The 14,763-nt window shown below is 40.6% G+C and carries 16 protein-coding genes; 6 read left to right on the top strand and 10 right to left on the bottom strand.

Annotation, left to right across the window (positions count from 1 at the left end):
- Positions 1 to 63: 63 nt before the first annotated feature.
- Both AB4Z50_RS21730 and AB4Z50_RS21725 read right to left on the bottom strand, forming a co-directional pair.
- On the bottom strand, positions 64 to 783 hold the full coding sequence (locus tag AB4Z50_RS21730; protein WP_441882043.1) for a hypothetical protein: 720 nt from the start codon (positions 781 to 783) through the stop codon (positions 64 to 66).
- 147 nt (positions 784 to 930) lie between these two features.
- Complete coding sequence (locus tag AB4Z50_RS21725) at positions 931 to 1,479, bottom strand: GNAT family N-acetyltransferase (protein WP_441882040.1); 549 nt, start codon at positions 1,477 to 1,479, stop codon at positions 931 to 933.
- 181 nt (positions 1,480 to 1,660) lie between these two features.
- Here AB4Z50_RS21725 and AB4Z50_RS21720 point away from each other — a divergent pair, with 181 nt between their 5' ends.
- Genes AB4Z50_RS21720 through AB4Z50_RS21705 form a run of 4 tightly spaced genes read left to right on the top strand, consistent with a single transcriptional unit; the run spans position 1,661 to position 5,391 of the window.
- Positions 1,661 to 1,876, top strand: a complete 216-nt coding sequence (locus AB4Z50_RS21720; protein WP_339208485.1) for an alpha/beta-type small acid-soluble spore protein — start codon at positions 1,661 to 1,663, stop codon at positions 1,874 to 1,876.
- Positions 1,877 to 1,932: 56 nt separating this feature from the next.
- Positions 1,933 to 3,279 (top strand): spore germination protein, encoded by a 1,347-nt coding sequence (locus tag AB4Z50_RS21715; protein ID WP_441882037.1) that lies wholly within the window; start codon positions 1,933 to 1,935, stop codon positions 3,277 to 3,279.
- Entirely contained in the window at positions 3,272 to 4,342 is a 1,071-nt protein-coding gene (locus AB4Z50_RS21710) for a GerAB/ArcD/ProY family transporter (protein WP_441882034.1), read from the top strand. Before AB4Z50_RS21715 ends, AB4Z50_RS21710 begins: the two co-directional genes overlap by 8 nt.
- On the top strand, positions 4,339 to 5,391 hold the full coding sequence (locus AB4Z50_RS21705) for a Ger(x)C family spore germination protein (RefSeq protein ID WP_441882031.1): 1,053 nt from the start codon (positions 4,339 to 4,341) through the stop codon (positions 5,389 to 5,391). Before AB4Z50_RS21710 ends, AB4Z50_RS21705 begins: the two co-directional genes overlap by 4 nt.
- Positions 5,392 to 5,402: 11 nt before the next feature.
- Here AB4Z50_RS21705 and AB4Z50_RS21700 read toward each other — a convergent pair whose 3' ends face one another.
- Both AB4Z50_RS21700 and AB4Z50_RS21695 read right to left on the bottom strand, forming a co-directional pair.
- Positions 5,403 to 5,921 carry a GyrI-like domain-containing protein gene (locus tag AB4Z50_RS21700; protein WP_441882028.1) on the bottom strand — a complete coding sequence of 173 codons (519 nt, stop codon included), beginning with the start codon at positions 5,919 to 5,921 and terminating at the stop codon, positions 5,403 to 5,405.
- Between the two features lie 81 nt (positions 5,922 to 6,002).
- Complete coding sequence (locus AB4Z50_RS21695; protein ID WP_441882025.1) at positions 6,003 to 6,872, bottom strand: LysR substrate-binding domain-containing protein; 870 nt, start codon at positions 6,870 to 6,872, stop codon at positions 6,003 to 6,005.
- Between the two features lie 118 nt (positions 6,873 to 6,990).
- Between AB4Z50_RS21695 and AB4Z50_RS21690 the strand changes: the two genes are divergently transcribed.
- Positions 6,991 to 8,136: an MFS transporter gene (locus AB4Z50_RS21690; RefSeq protein WP_441882022.1), complete on the top strand. Its 1,146-nt coding sequence runs from the start codon at positions 6,991 to 6,993 to the stop codon at positions 8,134 to 8,136.
- 105 nt (positions 8,137 to 8,241) lie between these two features.
- Positions 8,242 to 8,430: a hypothetical protein gene (locus tag AB4Z50_RS21685; protein ID WP_339208474.1), complete on the top strand. Its 189-nt coding sequence runs from the start codon at positions 8,242 to 8,244 to the stop codon at positions 8,428 to 8,430.
- 70 nt (positions 8,431 to 8,500) lie between these two features.
- On the opposite strand, the gene AB4Z50_RS21680 is transcribed toward AB4Z50_RS21685, so the two are convergent.
- The 6 genes from AB4Z50_RS21680 to AB4Z50_RS21655 all read right to left on the bottom strand — a co-directional run bounded on the left by AB4Z50_RS21680 (position 8,501) and on the right by AB4Z50_RS21655 (position 14,301).
- On the bottom strand, positions 8,501 to 8,686 hold the full coding sequence (locus AB4Z50_RS21680; protein WP_441882019.1) for a hypothetical protein: 186 nt from the start codon (positions 8,684 to 8,686) through the stop codon (positions 8,501 to 8,503).
- Positions 8,683 to 9,975: a Ger(x)C family spore germination protein gene (locus AB4Z50_RS21675; protein WP_441882016.1), complete on the bottom strand. Its 1,293-nt coding sequence runs from the start codon at positions 9,973 to 9,975 to the stop codon at positions 8,683 to 8,685. The genes AB4Z50_RS21680 and AB4Z50_RS21675 overlap by 4 nt, the downstream gene beginning before the upstream one ends.
- Positions 9,972 to 11,060 (bottom strand): GerAB/ArcD/ProY family transporter, encoded by a 1,089-nt coding sequence (locus AB4Z50_RS21670; protein WP_441882206.1) that lies wholly within the window; start codon positions 11,058 to 11,060, stop codon positions 9,972 to 9,974. The genes AB4Z50_RS21675 and AB4Z50_RS21670 overlap by 4 nt, the downstream gene beginning before the upstream one ends.
- Before the next feature lie 2 nt (positions 11,061 to 11,062).
- Positions 11,063 to 12,733 (bottom strand): spore germination protein, encoded by a 1,671-nt coding sequence (locus AB4Z50_RS21665; RefSeq protein ID WP_441882014.1) that lies wholly within the window; start codon positions 12,731 to 12,733, stop codon positions 11,063 to 11,065.
- A gap of 215 nt (positions 12,734 to 12,948) precedes the next feature.
- On the bottom strand, positions 12,949 to 13,647 hold the full coding sequence (locus AB4Z50_RS21660; protein WP_441882011.1) for an NAD-dependent epimerase/dehydratase family protein: 699 nt from the start codon (positions 13,645 to 13,647) through the stop codon (positions 12,949 to 12,951).
- Positions 13,648 to 13,845: 198 nt separating this feature from the next.
- The gene (locus AB4Z50_RS21655; RefSeq protein ID WP_339208471.1) at positions 13,846 to 14,301 is read right to left on the bottom strand and encodes a GNAT family N-acetyltransferase; all 456 of its coding nucleotides are present in this window, start codon (positions 14,299 to 14,301) and stop codon (positions 13,846 to 13,848) included.
- Positions 14,302 to 14,763 lie beyond the last annotated feature (462 nt).

The following is a 14,763-nucleotide window of genomic DNA, read 5'->3' as shown; positions in this document are numbered from 1 at the left end:
GGAAGATTAAAAAAAGGATGGCCCCTTCAAATAAGGAGCCATCCGCTTAAAATCTATTATGCATTAAGCCAAAGGCACCCGCTTAGCTAAGCTTTCAAACTTAATCAAATGCGTGTTTACTTGTGATTGAATGCCTTGTAAATATTTAAGTGTCGCTTTGTTCTGTTTTACCAAAGAAGGGTTTTCGTTGAATGCGACAGCGTAATGCTTCATCACTTTGCCCTTCATGAACTGAATGGTTGAGAAAGTACCATTTTTCCATGCTTCCTTCATCTTCACATTCGTACCGATCACTTGAAGATTCATCGTTGCATCTTTGTAGTTAAAGCTATATGCTGGCTCATCTTTCACATGCAATACGGAATATCCTGCTGTGAATTTGTCATTCGTAAACTGACCGAATTGGATCTTATGAGATTGTACACTGCCATCCGAGCGGATAATCTTCGTATTCAATGAACCATTGCCTGATTTAATATCGTTTTTCCAAGCGCCATCGTATGTAATTTCTGTGCCTTCGCTTGTAGATCTGCTCACAAATTTACCAAGCCCGCTTCGTTTGCCGTCCACCCAATCACCTGAATACGTTTTTGTTTGGTACCAGGACATTGTTCCCTTTCCATGCGGTTTGCCGTTTTTCAATTGTCCGTAATAGACGACGTTTTTTGAAATTTCAAGATACTCTTTTTTGACAGCGGCTTCTGCGGTGGTTCCTCCACTTGTTCCTGCAAAAACAACGACTACCAGAAACAAACTTAGCATAAGTGAACACATTTTTTTCATTGAACATCACTACCCCATTCTTTGTTTGTTTAAATTCATTCTATTAGGCTAATACACACCCTATGCGAATTTGAAACATTTCCCAAAAATGATGTTCGGCTAAGCGGATCATTTTCTCTTTTTAATCCCATTTTATTTGATGGATTTCTACTGAGCAGCATCCCTATCCTCAGTTATAATCGCATAAATCGCATGGTCTTCCCAAACGCCATTAATTTTCAAATATTTGGTGGATAGTCCTTCGTATCTAAAGCCAGCTTTCGTAAGCACTCGAACCGATGGCAAGTTTCTTGGCATGACTCCAGCTTGAATACGATGCAAGCCGATTTGATCAAACGCAAAATGGACACATAATGATACAGCTTCAGTCGCATAACCTTTGCCGTTATGCTCTTGATCAAGGAAGTAACCCAGATACGCATTTTGAAAAGGGCCTCGCGCGATGCCTGATAATTCGATTCTCCCTATAAGCTTATTCGACTCGTTAAGAAACACGCCAAACACAAAACCTTGATCATTTGCCGCAGCTTGCAGGCTTGATTCAATCATTTTTTTCTGTTCTTCGACCGTAAAATAATGCTCTGGCCTTATAGGCTCAAATGGCTGAAAAAAATGAAAATTCCTTCGTCTAATTGCAAGCAGCTCTTCGGTATCCTTTATTTCTAATGGAGACAGATATATTTTCTCACCTTTCACAAACCATCACTCCTAAGCTTTTTATTTGTGTATGAAATGCCATTTTCCGCAACAATGCAATACTCATTATACTCATCTTTATAAGCATTGTAATTTTTTCGAAAAATCTGTTTTTAAACTTGCATACATTTACAATTTACAAACCATAATAACCTTACATCCCATGAAGGAGTGATAAAACATGAGCAGAAGAAGTTCGAATACTTTAGTCGTACCGCAAGCAAGACAAGCCATTTCTCAAATGAAAACAGAGGCAGCACAGCAATTAGGTGTACAGTTCTCGCAAGATGGTTATAACGGTAATTTATCGACTCGTGATGCAGGCTCAATCGGTGGATATATTACGAAGAAGCTCGTCCAAATTGCTGAACAACAATTAGGTCAACGCAACTTCTAAACAACAGCCAAAGGCCCTCCGCTTTGTGGAGGGCCTTAACTACGGGGTGGTAAACCATGAATCAACCATTATCCATGAACTTATATGATCAAGTAAACCAATATTTCGAAGAAAGCTCAGACTTCGTCAAAGAGGATTTTCTCATTCATAACAGAAAAATTCAACTTTGCTATTTTGAATCTCTAGTAAACATTAATGAGTCTAGAAATTCTTTACTTCTGCTCGAGCTCTATTCCAATGAATCGATCGATGTTTTCGATCAGATTTTTTCTACTTTTGGAGGGGCTTATGTGAAATCTCTAGATGAGATCGCACAATCATTATTACGAGGGAGAATTGGCCTCTTTTCTGAAGACGGTTCCACCATTTTAATGCTTAATTTATTGCATCCGCAAATCTCCCGAGCAATCAGCCCCCCTCAAACTGAAAGTGTACTATTATCATCATTCGATGCGTTTACGGAAGATATCAATACGAATATCGGCATGCTGCGATCCAAAATAACAGCTAATCATTTAATCGTCAGTTCTTATTCAGTAGGCTCGTTTAATCCACGCCAAATCAGCATGTTTTACATAAAAAGCAGGTCTCAAAAAAAATTTGTAAACCATATCAACTCCCTTTTAGAGAAACATAAAGATACTGAAATTGAAAGCATTCAAGATTTATCAAAAATGCTAGGACTGCCAAAGTACAGCCTTGTCCCTCCATTCCTTTCAACTGAGCTTCCTTCAGAGTCCGTTCGGCATTTAATGGAAGGCCGCATCATCATTTTTTTGGATCATCACCCCTTTGCAATGGCTATGCCTGGTTTTGTGACCGATCTTTGGAGTATGCAAGGGGATCGCAACTATCCATTCGTTTATATGATTACCATACGCATGGTACGGATTCTCGGATTGTTCGTAAGCCTTCTAGCACCAGGTCTTTATGTTGCCTTGGTTGCGGTCAATCCAGAGGTTCTTCGTATTCAACTGGCTTTATCTGTGGCACTAAGCAGAGAAGGTGTACCTTATCCCGCACTCGTCGAAGCTTTGTTCATGCTTGGCATTTTGGAGATGGTTATCGAAGCGAGCATAAGACTTCCAAAGAGTATAGGACCCACCACTACGATGGTAGGGGGAATTATACTTGGCCAAGCCGTTGTTCAGGCAAAATTGGTCAGTAATTTATTAATCATTATTTTAGCTGCGACAACAATCGCCAATTTCACGTTAGTCAGCTACCAAAATGCATATATGATTCGAATCCTAAAATACGTTGTTTTGTTAATCAGCGCGGTTTATGGCCTGCTAGGCACGCTCGTTGGGGTCGTCTGGATTTGTTTTTACTTATCAAGTATGACTACTTTCCACTACCCGTATGTGAACTCGAGTATAAAATCTGGAGGTTCTAATGAGTAAATTCGCACCATTAACTACATTTTTTTTAGTTCATATTGCTACCATTCTTTTAGTTTTCCCTGAAAAAACGATCGCGTCTACAAAAAGCGGTCATTGGGAGCCTATTTTAATCGGATTTATGTTGGAATGGATCTTAATGTGGCTGTATCTAAAAGGTCTTGCTGGTTTTCCAAAAATGGATCTTGTCGATATTTTTAATGAAATAACAGGAAAATGGGCTGCACGCTTCATTCTTGCCCCGTTGCTCCTGTTCTTCTTTATCGATGTTTGTGTCATTCTCCGGGTTCACTCCGAAATGCTGACCGTGACCTTCCTTCCAGAATATCCGCTATGGTCACTTGCATTATTGGTACTCGTGCCTCTATATGCGGCTTGGAAAGGAATTCTTACGATCATAAGAGCAACTCTTATTCTTTTTATCATTTGTATGCCTGTGACACTCTTTTCATTTTTCACTTCATTTGGCAATTTTGATTTAAAGAATGGTTATCCGCTGTTTGATAAAACCTTTTCTTTCATGACCAGCGCTGATTTTTACTCGAGTTTTATTGCACACTCTGGATTTTTGTTCTTAGGATTTATCCCTCTCTATAAATATCCAATATTAAAAAAAAGCAAATCCATTTTTTTAACTTATGTGAGTTTGCTATTTTTTTATATTGCTCTCGTTTATATTCCGCTTTTTATATTCGGCCGCGAAACCTCGTCTCGCTTTCAATTCCCAACCATCATATCCATGGATTCCATCGATATCAGTTGGATTATGTTTGATAGACTAACATTATTTTTTATTACATGTACGCTCATTTCTGTTTTTGTTTATGCTGCTCTTCTACTTTGGATGATGATCCAATTAATTCAAAAGCTTTATCTCATTTCCTCTATACCCGTCATCGTGATCATTCTCGCTATTTCAGTCGTTGCGCTTGCAGGGTTTCTCCCCACTTGGAATGCTGTTCAAGTTCTCATCAATATGGATACATGGTTCCGCTTTTACTGTATTTTCGCGATACCTTTAGCTATTTTCATTATGGGTATGGTAAAAAGGAGGAAGCTGGCATGAGATATAAGCCTCTTATTGCGTTCATATTATTATGCTGCAGCTTCGCCGTATTAGGAGGCTGCTGGAATAATAAAGACATTAATAAACGTATGCTGCCTGTCATTATGGGAATAACGGAAGGCAAGGAGGGCAATGTTCAAGTTTTTTTACGCATTCCAAGCCAACAAAACAACTCAACAAGAACGCTGCAAGCAGAAGCCAAATCGATTGACAAGGCTGTTGATATGCTCCGAACCCATGCAGAGGAAAGTGTTGATTTATTGCACTTAAAGCTGCTGCTCATAAGCGAAACCACGGCAAGAAAAAGCATTAAAGACGCCATCGAGTTTGTTATCCGTTCAAGAGAAATTTCACCGAAAGCCTTAGTCGCTATTGTATCTGGAGATTTCTCACAGCTAATGCACGATAAGAAAAAGGTGAATATCGGTTTATCCGCTTATGATTTTTTTGGCAAGGAGTCTGGTTGGACACCGAATATTTCCATTATTCACATTTGGGAAGCCTACCGCGGAATGTATGTACAAACAGAGGATACTGCAATCCCACTTATTGCGAAAGGGGCTACTACGCCCTTTATGTCCCTTGGTTCTGCCATAATGAACAGGGATCGTATGGTCGGGAAAATGTCAATTGAAGAGACTCTAATATACAACCTTTACCAAGGTCAATATTCAGGAGGAACGGTTGAACTCATGAATAATGCAACCGTTATGATCGATAGCGCTCGTGTTCACAATGAAGCGAGTTGGTCTGGTTCCACTCCAAACATCAAGAGCCATATGAAATTAATAGGCGTTATTGAAGAAGAGAAGGGAAACCCTACGAATGCAGAGGTTGAAAAAGAGCTGGAAGCTTTAATGCTTAAGAGATACTCTAATCTACTCAGCAGACTTCAAGCTCATAAATCAGATATTTTGGGGCTGGGACAATATTACCGTAATAAGATGACTGAGAATCAAAGTGAAAACTGGAAAACAGTATGGTTTCCTAAGTTAAAACAAGAGTTTACCGTTAAAGTGATTATTAGAGACAGCGGTGATATCAAATAAAGCAATAGCTGTTACTTGATCAGCTTCTTCCGAACCGGATAGAGCATCGTGAAATCGAAGGTCTTGATGTCTGAATAAGGAATGGTCAACGCATTGATTGGCTTGAGCGGAACCGTCTCCATACCGAGTATACCGTCACGTTTATCTAGCTCGTAATCCGGTGACTGCTCCAGCCAGGAGAACATCTTCTCGTATACACCCCACATGCTCGTCTCATCGCCATACACGCGAGAGCTAGCACACAGTCCACCGCTAACTTCAAGCGCTTCAACGCCTTCAGGCACGATGCCAAACTCTTTAACCTTAAGACCGACCCAAAGTGTATCCACTTCCTTATCCCATTGCTGCTGAGGGATGAATACAAACGCTGATTGTACTGAAGTCAGCCGTTCATCGTCCAGCGGCACATGTTCAGTCAGCTTGCTCCAAGCCACCCTTGTACCACTCTTGTCTGGCGTCATTCCTGTCCGCACTGCCAGCGCCTTAAATGGCGCTACTTCGACCATCTCTATTTCAGTTTCCTCTTTCAAATGATCCTCTCCTCTCAGCCTATCAATCAATAATTCCATCTAAATTTTTACATAAAAGTAAACGTAATTGCAACTACTTCCTCAAAAAAACAGTTCCAACCGCTTCATAAAAACTTTAGCCGCACGACTCAAATATCGATCATTGCGATAAAAAATTTCTAACTCTCGCGTCGGTGAATGTTTAATCGGAATCGCACAGATATTCATCGAACGGAAGCTTTCAATCAATTGGCTTGGTTGTATGGTAGCCCCAATTCCTTCTGTTACGAGCTGAAACAAAGATGTAACAGACCCTGTCTCCATAATGGTGTGAATAGATATTTCTTGCTCTTTGCACCATGTGTCAATTAAATCACGTCCATAAAAACCTTTGGGGAACATTACAAAAGGGATCTCTAATAATTGTTCTGGCAAAATAATATCCTGCGCTGCCAAATGATGTTCTTTATTTACGTATAGGCTGTACGATTCGGTATAGAAAGGAATACGAGTTAACCTTGGATCTGACTGAATCGCTAGACCAACACCAATATCAACCTCATTGTTCAGCACTTTATTTGAAATATCAATCGATGGTATCACTTGAACTTTTGTATTCGGCAGTTCCCTGTGGAAATCAACGAGCAAGGAAGTTAATCGATAATCGAGATCCGATGGCAGCACGGCTACTCGCAATTGTCCAGCATCCAAATTGGTAAGATCGGATACTGCCTTTTTGGCGTTTTCTAGTTGTTGAACAATGTTCAAAGCATAGCTTTCAAGAAGTTCTCCCGCCTCGGTTTTAACCGTTTTTTTACCAATGCGATCGAATAAAGGAACGCCTAGCTCATCTTCCATCACCCGTATTTGTTGACTTAACGTCGGTTGTGAAATCCCTAATTTGTATGCCGCTTCAGAGAAATGCAATTCATTGCACAACATAAGAAAGTATTGTAATTGTCTAATTTCCATAGTAACATCCCTTCTTTTATGATAGTTAAATGCTATCGTTTATATAGAATATATAGTATTGAACTATTATAAATACAAAACTATAATGATTGCAACAACCAAGAAGGGGATGTTTCCTATGCGTTATATGTATCTTATTTTAGTTATATTTCTTGTATCCTTGAATTTAAGACCATCAATTACTTCGGTCGGTCCATTATTTGATATTATTCAATCCCATTTAGGAATGAGCGGGGTCACCGTAAGTTTGATGACGACACTGCCCGTTCTTTGTATGGGAATATTTGCTGTTTTGGCGATAAAGCTGAATTCCCATTTAGGAATAGAAAAGTCATTGCTTGTGGCTATGCTCTTGATCCTGACAGCCACTTCCCTTCGTGTATTCGCAAATAGCAGTCTTTTCTTAATTACGACATCGCTATTCACGGGTATTGGAATTGGAATTGCAGGACCATTAATCTCAGGCTTTATAAAAAAACACTTTCCAAATAAGCCGGGTATAACAGGCGTATACTCTGTAGCTATGGTCATTGGAGCTGCGATTGCGTCCAGCTTCTCTGTGCCGTTATTCCATAAACTAAATGAATCGTGGCAGAACTCTTTAAGCTTCTGGAGCATTCTAGCACTGCCCGCTTCTCTATTGCTTCTCCCGCTTTTAAAGAAAAAAGGAACAAATAGTACCGTTATTCCGATCTCATCCTTGTTCGTCAAAAATAAACGTGTACAGTTGTTTACCTTGTTTTTTGGTTGTATGGCCGCTATTTTTTATTCGATAACTGCTTGGCTCGCTCCTATTGCTCAATCGTTAGGTTTAAGCCATTCGCAATCCGGTCTTGTCCTTACATTATTTACTGTTATTCAAATTCCTATTAGCTTCTTCATTCCAATGCTTGTAAGTAAAACTGGCCGTAGAAAAACTTGGCTGCTCGTATGCGGTGTTTCGGAACTGATCGGAATTGTTTTATTGCTTTTGCATTTTTCTCCATGGTTTGCTGCTGTTTTTCTAGGTATTGGTGCTGGCGGTCTGTTTCCACTAGCAATCCTTATTCCAATTCAAGAGGCTAAAAGTGCGGAAGAAGCCACATCATTATCAGCTGTCATGCAATTTGGCGGTTACTTATTAGGATGCATTGGCCCTCTATTTATCGGCTTCACATCCGATCTATTTGATAACTTTGCTCCAGCGCTAGCCATGCTAATGATCATCATCTTCATTTTGCTCGCTGCTAGTTTGAAGATAGGCGACAAAAAAGAAACAGTTTAATTATAGTCATTTATTATCTTTCAAACCTACCTGAACAGGAATTAAAATACAGTTATTGAAACAAATTGTTTTAACCATTACTTGAACGGAAAGGAGGAATAATCGATGGCAAAATCAAAAAGAGGACGGACGCTTTGGAACCTCCCATCTCGCGGCAGAGGCACCTGCCCTACTTGCAATCGTACTAGAATCAAATTGCTTTATCCGCGAGCGACAAAAAACGGCTCATCGATCACGGTATGCAAACGCTGCATTAATGCTGATCAATCACGAGTAGATGCTGTAACTGGATAAAGAAATTGCTTACTAATGTTGCGGCAACCATATAAATAAGGCCTCTGCAGTTAGCAAAGGCCTTATTTTTTTATTCCTCTCCGATTATTCTGACTAAAACAGGAACTACTAACGTGATGCCCGCTAATATACTTACACCAATCGCTCCTCTAAAATTTTTCTGCTTCCAAAGCGAAGGAGCAAGGCTTCCCACATATACGCAGCCCCAGATCGAGAATAAACCTAAAATAGTAAACAACACAACATGCTTGCTCATGAAACCTGATCACCTTCAATCGCAGGCCCTACTTGACCACCATATCGCCGCATGACAAAGGAAATGTTAACTTCATACTTCATTTCCTTCAAATGACTGCTCCAATTAAAAGCATCCCACTCTTGCACCGATGAAAAAGTGGATACCACTCGATTGTTGATCCGATAACAATCGACATTCCATTGATGAATGGTCTTGTTCAACAATTTAAGGGCGTCCTCATGCAATTGTTTTTGAATGGACTTCTCCAGTTTTTCGCGATTATTCGGCTGGGTATAATTCACTTTGGTTTGCACGCTGATCAGTTCTCCTTCCAATTTAACATCGAAGATTGCGGTAACTTGATCACCTTTTCTTTTTATTTTCAGTTTTGCTTGTCTATCGGCATTCATTGTCATGCTTAAATTGAGCTTCTTATCAGAAGGGTCATGGAAATCCCAAGTCGTTTCCTCCAATTCCCCGCGAAGCATATTTAGTATTCGTGTCTCTGATCCATTCAAATAACCAACCAAAGAGCTGCTTTTGTATATGGCGCTGCCAAAAAATTCTACAGGAACATCACCTGTACGTTTTATTTTCCCTGCATATTGATCACTCACAATAGGCTGTTTGGCATCTGGATTCAGATCTTTCTCATCAGAAGAAATGTTTGCTTTGCCTTTTTTAACATCAGGCCTAGGAGCTGATAATATAGAAATAGCACCTGTGCCTTTGCTTTCGACATCCATAATAAATTCATGAAAACGCGCTTGCTTCGGTATGGTGCCGCCTTGATTTTTGGGATCTAATTCAAGTTCAAACCAGAAGCTAACGTCCTGTTCAGTCGTTGGTTGAACAAATTGCAGGTAGTCCTTTGCTTTCCCTTTTACCGTAATCATATTAACGGTACGCCGAAATTCCCGATTACGAACCGCTTCGCTTAATAGAGGCATGACGCCCTTTCTAGCCAGCCCTTCGCCTATAATGAGCGCTTTAGAGTGAAYAAGCGTTAATCTGCGAGCAATAAAGCTTTGGCTAAGAGCGAGTGCAGAAGCCATATTGGAGCCTTCAATGGTATGTACAATGACAACTTTATTTCCCCCTCCGCCTGAGCTTTGACCCATATCACTGAGCTTTGGTACCGCAATAGCAAAACTAAATAAGAAATCATTTTGTGGGCCTTCATCCACACCGATTGCGATCACAAAAGCCATATTTTCCGGGTCCAGCCGATCCCAACAGCCCGATAAAAAAATCAGGCTCGTTACTGTAACCACTATGGTGTTTACAATCCGAAATGAGCGTCTCACGCTGGTCTCCTCCCTTTACGGATGATGCCTACCAGCCATGTCAGCATAGGCAAACCAATCGAAATGATTGAACCATAGGTTCTAAGAATGTCCCGATCCCAAGCGATGGCCGTCATCTCGCTGTCTGGCAGCATGGCAAAGCTGAATATCGTTATCGTCAGCGGAAAAACGAGCGGCCGATGTCTTGGCAAGTGAAAAATTTGAGACAACGCTGAAGCTGTACAATATAAGCCCACCGCTAATTTAACGACTGTGCTAATTAACCAAACGATGAGAAACAAACTTTCCAAGCGCTGCAGCCATCGTCCATATACAATTAGCTTGCTAATTTCCATTAATGGCACGTTAATTCTCGAAGCTGTTGGATAGGGAAAGATAAATAAATAACATATCGTTGTGCTGAGCAGCAGGACAGACGAAACGATGATACACCACCAAGCCACTTTTCCCCAGTCCTTCTGATGTCGCATTCTTGGCAGAAGAAATCCGAGTACAAGCAGCTCGGAAAATAAAGAGCTCTTAATAACACCCAAAAAAAGCACATGAGAACGACCAGTACCCCATAAGGGTGATAAAGCTTTGGGCTCCATATGTGTCATTAAACCACCGATTAGCAATAGATAAACGCTTCCTACAATGAGGAATACAGTTATGGAGCTGATTCGGCCAATGGCTTCGATTCCTGTATGTGCGATAAAGGCAATCGGTAATAAAAGCGCAAGTAGAATAGCCATAAGAGGTGTTCTAGGCAAAATTTCAGAGGATATGATTTCTGAAAATTCACGAAGCACGATGAATGTAATCATATAGAAAAAAGTGCAGTACATCAGATTAACTGCACTTCCCAAAATCGGGCCTAATATGTCTTCCGTAGCCGTAATTAATGTACTATTTTCTGGACCATTGTTTATCACCCCTCTAATTGCCCACCAAGTAAGCGGACAGAACAGCATCGCAATAATAATAATAATCCAAGCTGCGGTGCCCCCTTCTTCTGCCAAAGACCTTTGGAAAGGCAAAAATATTTTTGTGATGATAAAAATAATGCCGATTGCAGTAGCCTCTCTTAATCCAATGTGATGCATTCTCACTTCTGCGCATCCCCTTGTTTGTTCGTCTCATCACTTTCTGCCGCTTTACTGCTCGGAATTTTATTCGCATCTTTGGGACGGATCGAAAACGGACGATAAATTTGCTTATCGATTGCTTTTCTCAAAAATGAATCGCTGCTAGGTCTATGAGGTGTAAAAGGAGCTAGTACAGGAACGCCGAACGAATTTTCCGCTGCTCGCGTAGTCCACAGCAATAATGACAGTAAAACAACGCCAACCAAGCCGAGATAAGAAGCTGCAAGCAAATAAATGAAACGAAGCATACGTGTGGCGAACTGCATGTTATAGTTCGGAATCGTATAAGAAGCTAGCGCTGTTGTTGCCGTAATAATGACAACGATCGGGCTTACAATATTGGCTTGTACGGCGGCTTGCCCCAGTATCAATGCCCCAACGATACCAATCGTCGGACCGATAACGCTCGGAATCCGGACGCCCGCTTCACGAATGATTTCGAACATCAATTCCAGCATAAATATTTCTGCAGCTAGCGGAATCGGGACAACCTCGCGTGAACCGGCAATAGCAAGCATAAGTGTCGTCGGTATCATTTCTTGATGGAAATTAGCGACTGCCACATAAATACTTGGCAAATAGAGTGCAACAAAAAAACCGATTACGCGAATCGTACGGATAAAGCTGCTGTATGGCCAACGAAGATAAGTATCCTCTACCGTTTGCAGGAAAAGTGGAAAATGAGCTGGGACGATAAGAGAGAATGGTGAATTGTTCACCATAATACTTACATAACCATTGGCAAGATGTGCTGCGGTCCAGTCTGGTCGTTCGGTGCTGAGTATATTGGGGTAAATCGAATTCGAATGCTCCTCAATTAATTGTTCAATCGTGCCGCTATCGCCGATGTAATCATATCGAATGCTTGCAATACGTTTTCTAACCTCGGCTACAAGCTCTTCGTTTGCAATCGTTTTAATATAAACAATCGCTATTTCTGTCCGCGAGAGCGTGCCTACAAAACCAGTCTCCACGATGAGGTCTGGCGTCCGCAGTCTTCGTCTAATCATCGATAAATTTGTTTCTAGTTCCTCCGTAAACCCTTCATTTGCACCGCGTACGACAACCTCCGTTCTCGGGGTATCGATGGCTCTCTTTTCCCATCCTTTTACCACAACGAGTATCGCTTCAGCTACGTCATCAAATAAAATGGCAGCGGAGCCTGCCAATATACTATCTGTAATTCTTCCTAGATCCACTTTTGAGGTGACTTTTCCATCTTTAAATGTATCAGCCATCAGAACATCTATATCCAGATCTTCAACATGCTTCATCTCTATATTCATTATAGGTACCATGACACAACGATCCAGATGCTTCCAATCTACTTGTCCATCCATGAAAAGAACTGCACCCTTTTGCCCATGTTGTCCTACTGTCACTTCACGAACGATTAGACCACGATTGCGAGGATAGGTGAAATGAGCCTTAAACCATTCTAGATTTTCAGCGAGGCTTCGGGATAGACGTCCATAATCTTGAGTGTAATCACTTATCTGAGGCATTGTGGCGCCTTCCGTGGTCTCAAGATTTTGATCCGCTTCTCCACCCCAGTTTCCAAGTGAAAAGTCATTTTGGACAAAAGACAAATCAGCTCTAAAATATTTCCCTAATTTCCCTTTGGCTTTCATTTCATTCCACTCCCTTACGGAAGACTTTAGGTGGTTCCCCTAAGTTTCCCAGTCTAAGATGAGCGTAGTATGTACAATTACAGATATTGTTATTCTGCTCTGACCTAAGGTCCTCTTAGGATAGAAGCTCAAAAAAAAACTTCCCTCTATGCTGCCAGAAGGGAAGTTTACCAATATGTATTCAGCTTCGTTCTCGTTTATACATCCATAAAGCATTATTTCAATTTAGCCGCCTTCGCCATATCTTTACTCTCTAATATGGAAGTCTCATAACCCTCGTTAACGATATGAATCATCGCTATGCCCAGTTCTCTTAACGTAATGACATGCTTCGGAAAAATAGGCCGCAAAACAGGGTACAGCCAAGTTAACAACCCATAAAAGCGATGGACGTTTTTTAATCCCTTTGTCGGATGTATGTAGCCTGGTCGAAACATATAAGCTCCTTTGAAGGGCAGTTTCAAAAGATCATTTTCCGTTTTCCCTTTCACCCGTGCCCACATGCTTTTGCCCTGTTCCGTGTTGTCTGTTCCTCCCGCGGTTACATAACAAAAGGTCATATCCTTGTTTAATTCGGAGAGCAGATTAGCTATATATAAGGTTAAATCATATGTAATTCTGCTGTATTCAGCCTCTTTCATACCTACAGACGATACGCCTAGACAAAAGAAACAGGCATTGTAGCCGCTTAACCTGGATTCAATACTAGATAAATCAAAGAGGTCCGGTAATATAATTTCTTTTAGTTTTGGATGGGTTACGCCACATGGCTTGCGATTTATGACTAATACCTGCTCCACTTCAGAGTGATTAAGGCATTCATGGAGCACCCCCTCTCCCACCATTCCAGTAGAACCAGTAATAATGGCTCTAACTTTCTTTCTCGCCAATGTATCGCTAGTCGGCATGGACATCACAATTCCTCCTCTTGAAAATCAGAGCTGGTTACAGCTTCGACACTCCTATGCTTATATTAAACGATCCATCCGCAATAATCATATCGATATTATGATTTAGGTATCATAATTCTTAAACATTCTTTCATATGAACTCAGCAAAGGCTGCCGTCTCATTTAGGTCGGCAGCCTTTGCTGTACGAAATTTTATTCTCGTTATTTGTGAACAGCTTGCTTGAAGCTATACTTCGCAAGTACTTCTCCCCAAGGAGCATAACCTTCTTCTTTAAAACCTGCTTTTGAGTAAAGCTTCCTCGCTCGCTCATTTTCCGGTTTATATCCAAGGACAATAACATCCGTTCGGTCACTTGCATTTTTTATTTCATCGATAACCAGAAGCATTGCTTTAGAAGCATGACCTTGTCCTTGAAATGCTCCATCAATCATAAACCGATAAATCCAGTAGTTCCCATCGTCTGGGTCAAGCCCAAACATTGTAAAACCAATCATTACTTCATCATTGTAAATCGCCCTCGTTACAAATCCTTTTAAAAATTGCACTTCAGCGATCGAATAAATATTAGGTGCGATATATTTTTCTTGCTCTGGTTTTGGTTTAAGCTGTGCACATTGTTCCCAATTACTAATGTCTAATGCCTTTAATGTAATCATTCCTGGATTCCTCCCTGTATTTCAGGAAAAACCATCTATCGGATTTCCCTAAGTGATAGACCTCTCGAACAAATCGATGATTTGAAACAGGTTATTTCTCATAACGCATCACTCCTTCTATAAAGATAGCTACAATACACATCATAAACGACTTATTCGCAGCTTGGGTAATAAAGAATGTCTATAACTGAAGTTTACTGAACTCAAAAATATCATTTATTTATCATGACAGATCTCGAGTCAATCAGTGCATCGTCGGAGAACTTAGGATGATATACAACCCCCAACATAAAAGTAAGGGAATGCAACAAGCAATTAATATAACGACCACTATAGCTTTGCTTTTTAATTGTTTCATCATAAATACCCTCCGAATGCTAAATATTCCAATTACAAGATAGACGATTAATCGCGAGCCTTTGTTGCGTTTAGGTATACTGCTTAGTGGAACCATTCATTCTT

Origin of the sequence: Paenibacillus sp. 2TAB26 (genome assembly GCF_052115145.1) — a bacterium.
Lineage (GTDB): Bacteria > Bacillota > Bacilli > Paenibacillales > Paenibacillaceae > Pristimantibacillus.
The sequence above is the reverse complement of the archived record's forward strand: the minus strand, read 5'-3'. Positions and strand labels throughout refer to the sequence as shown.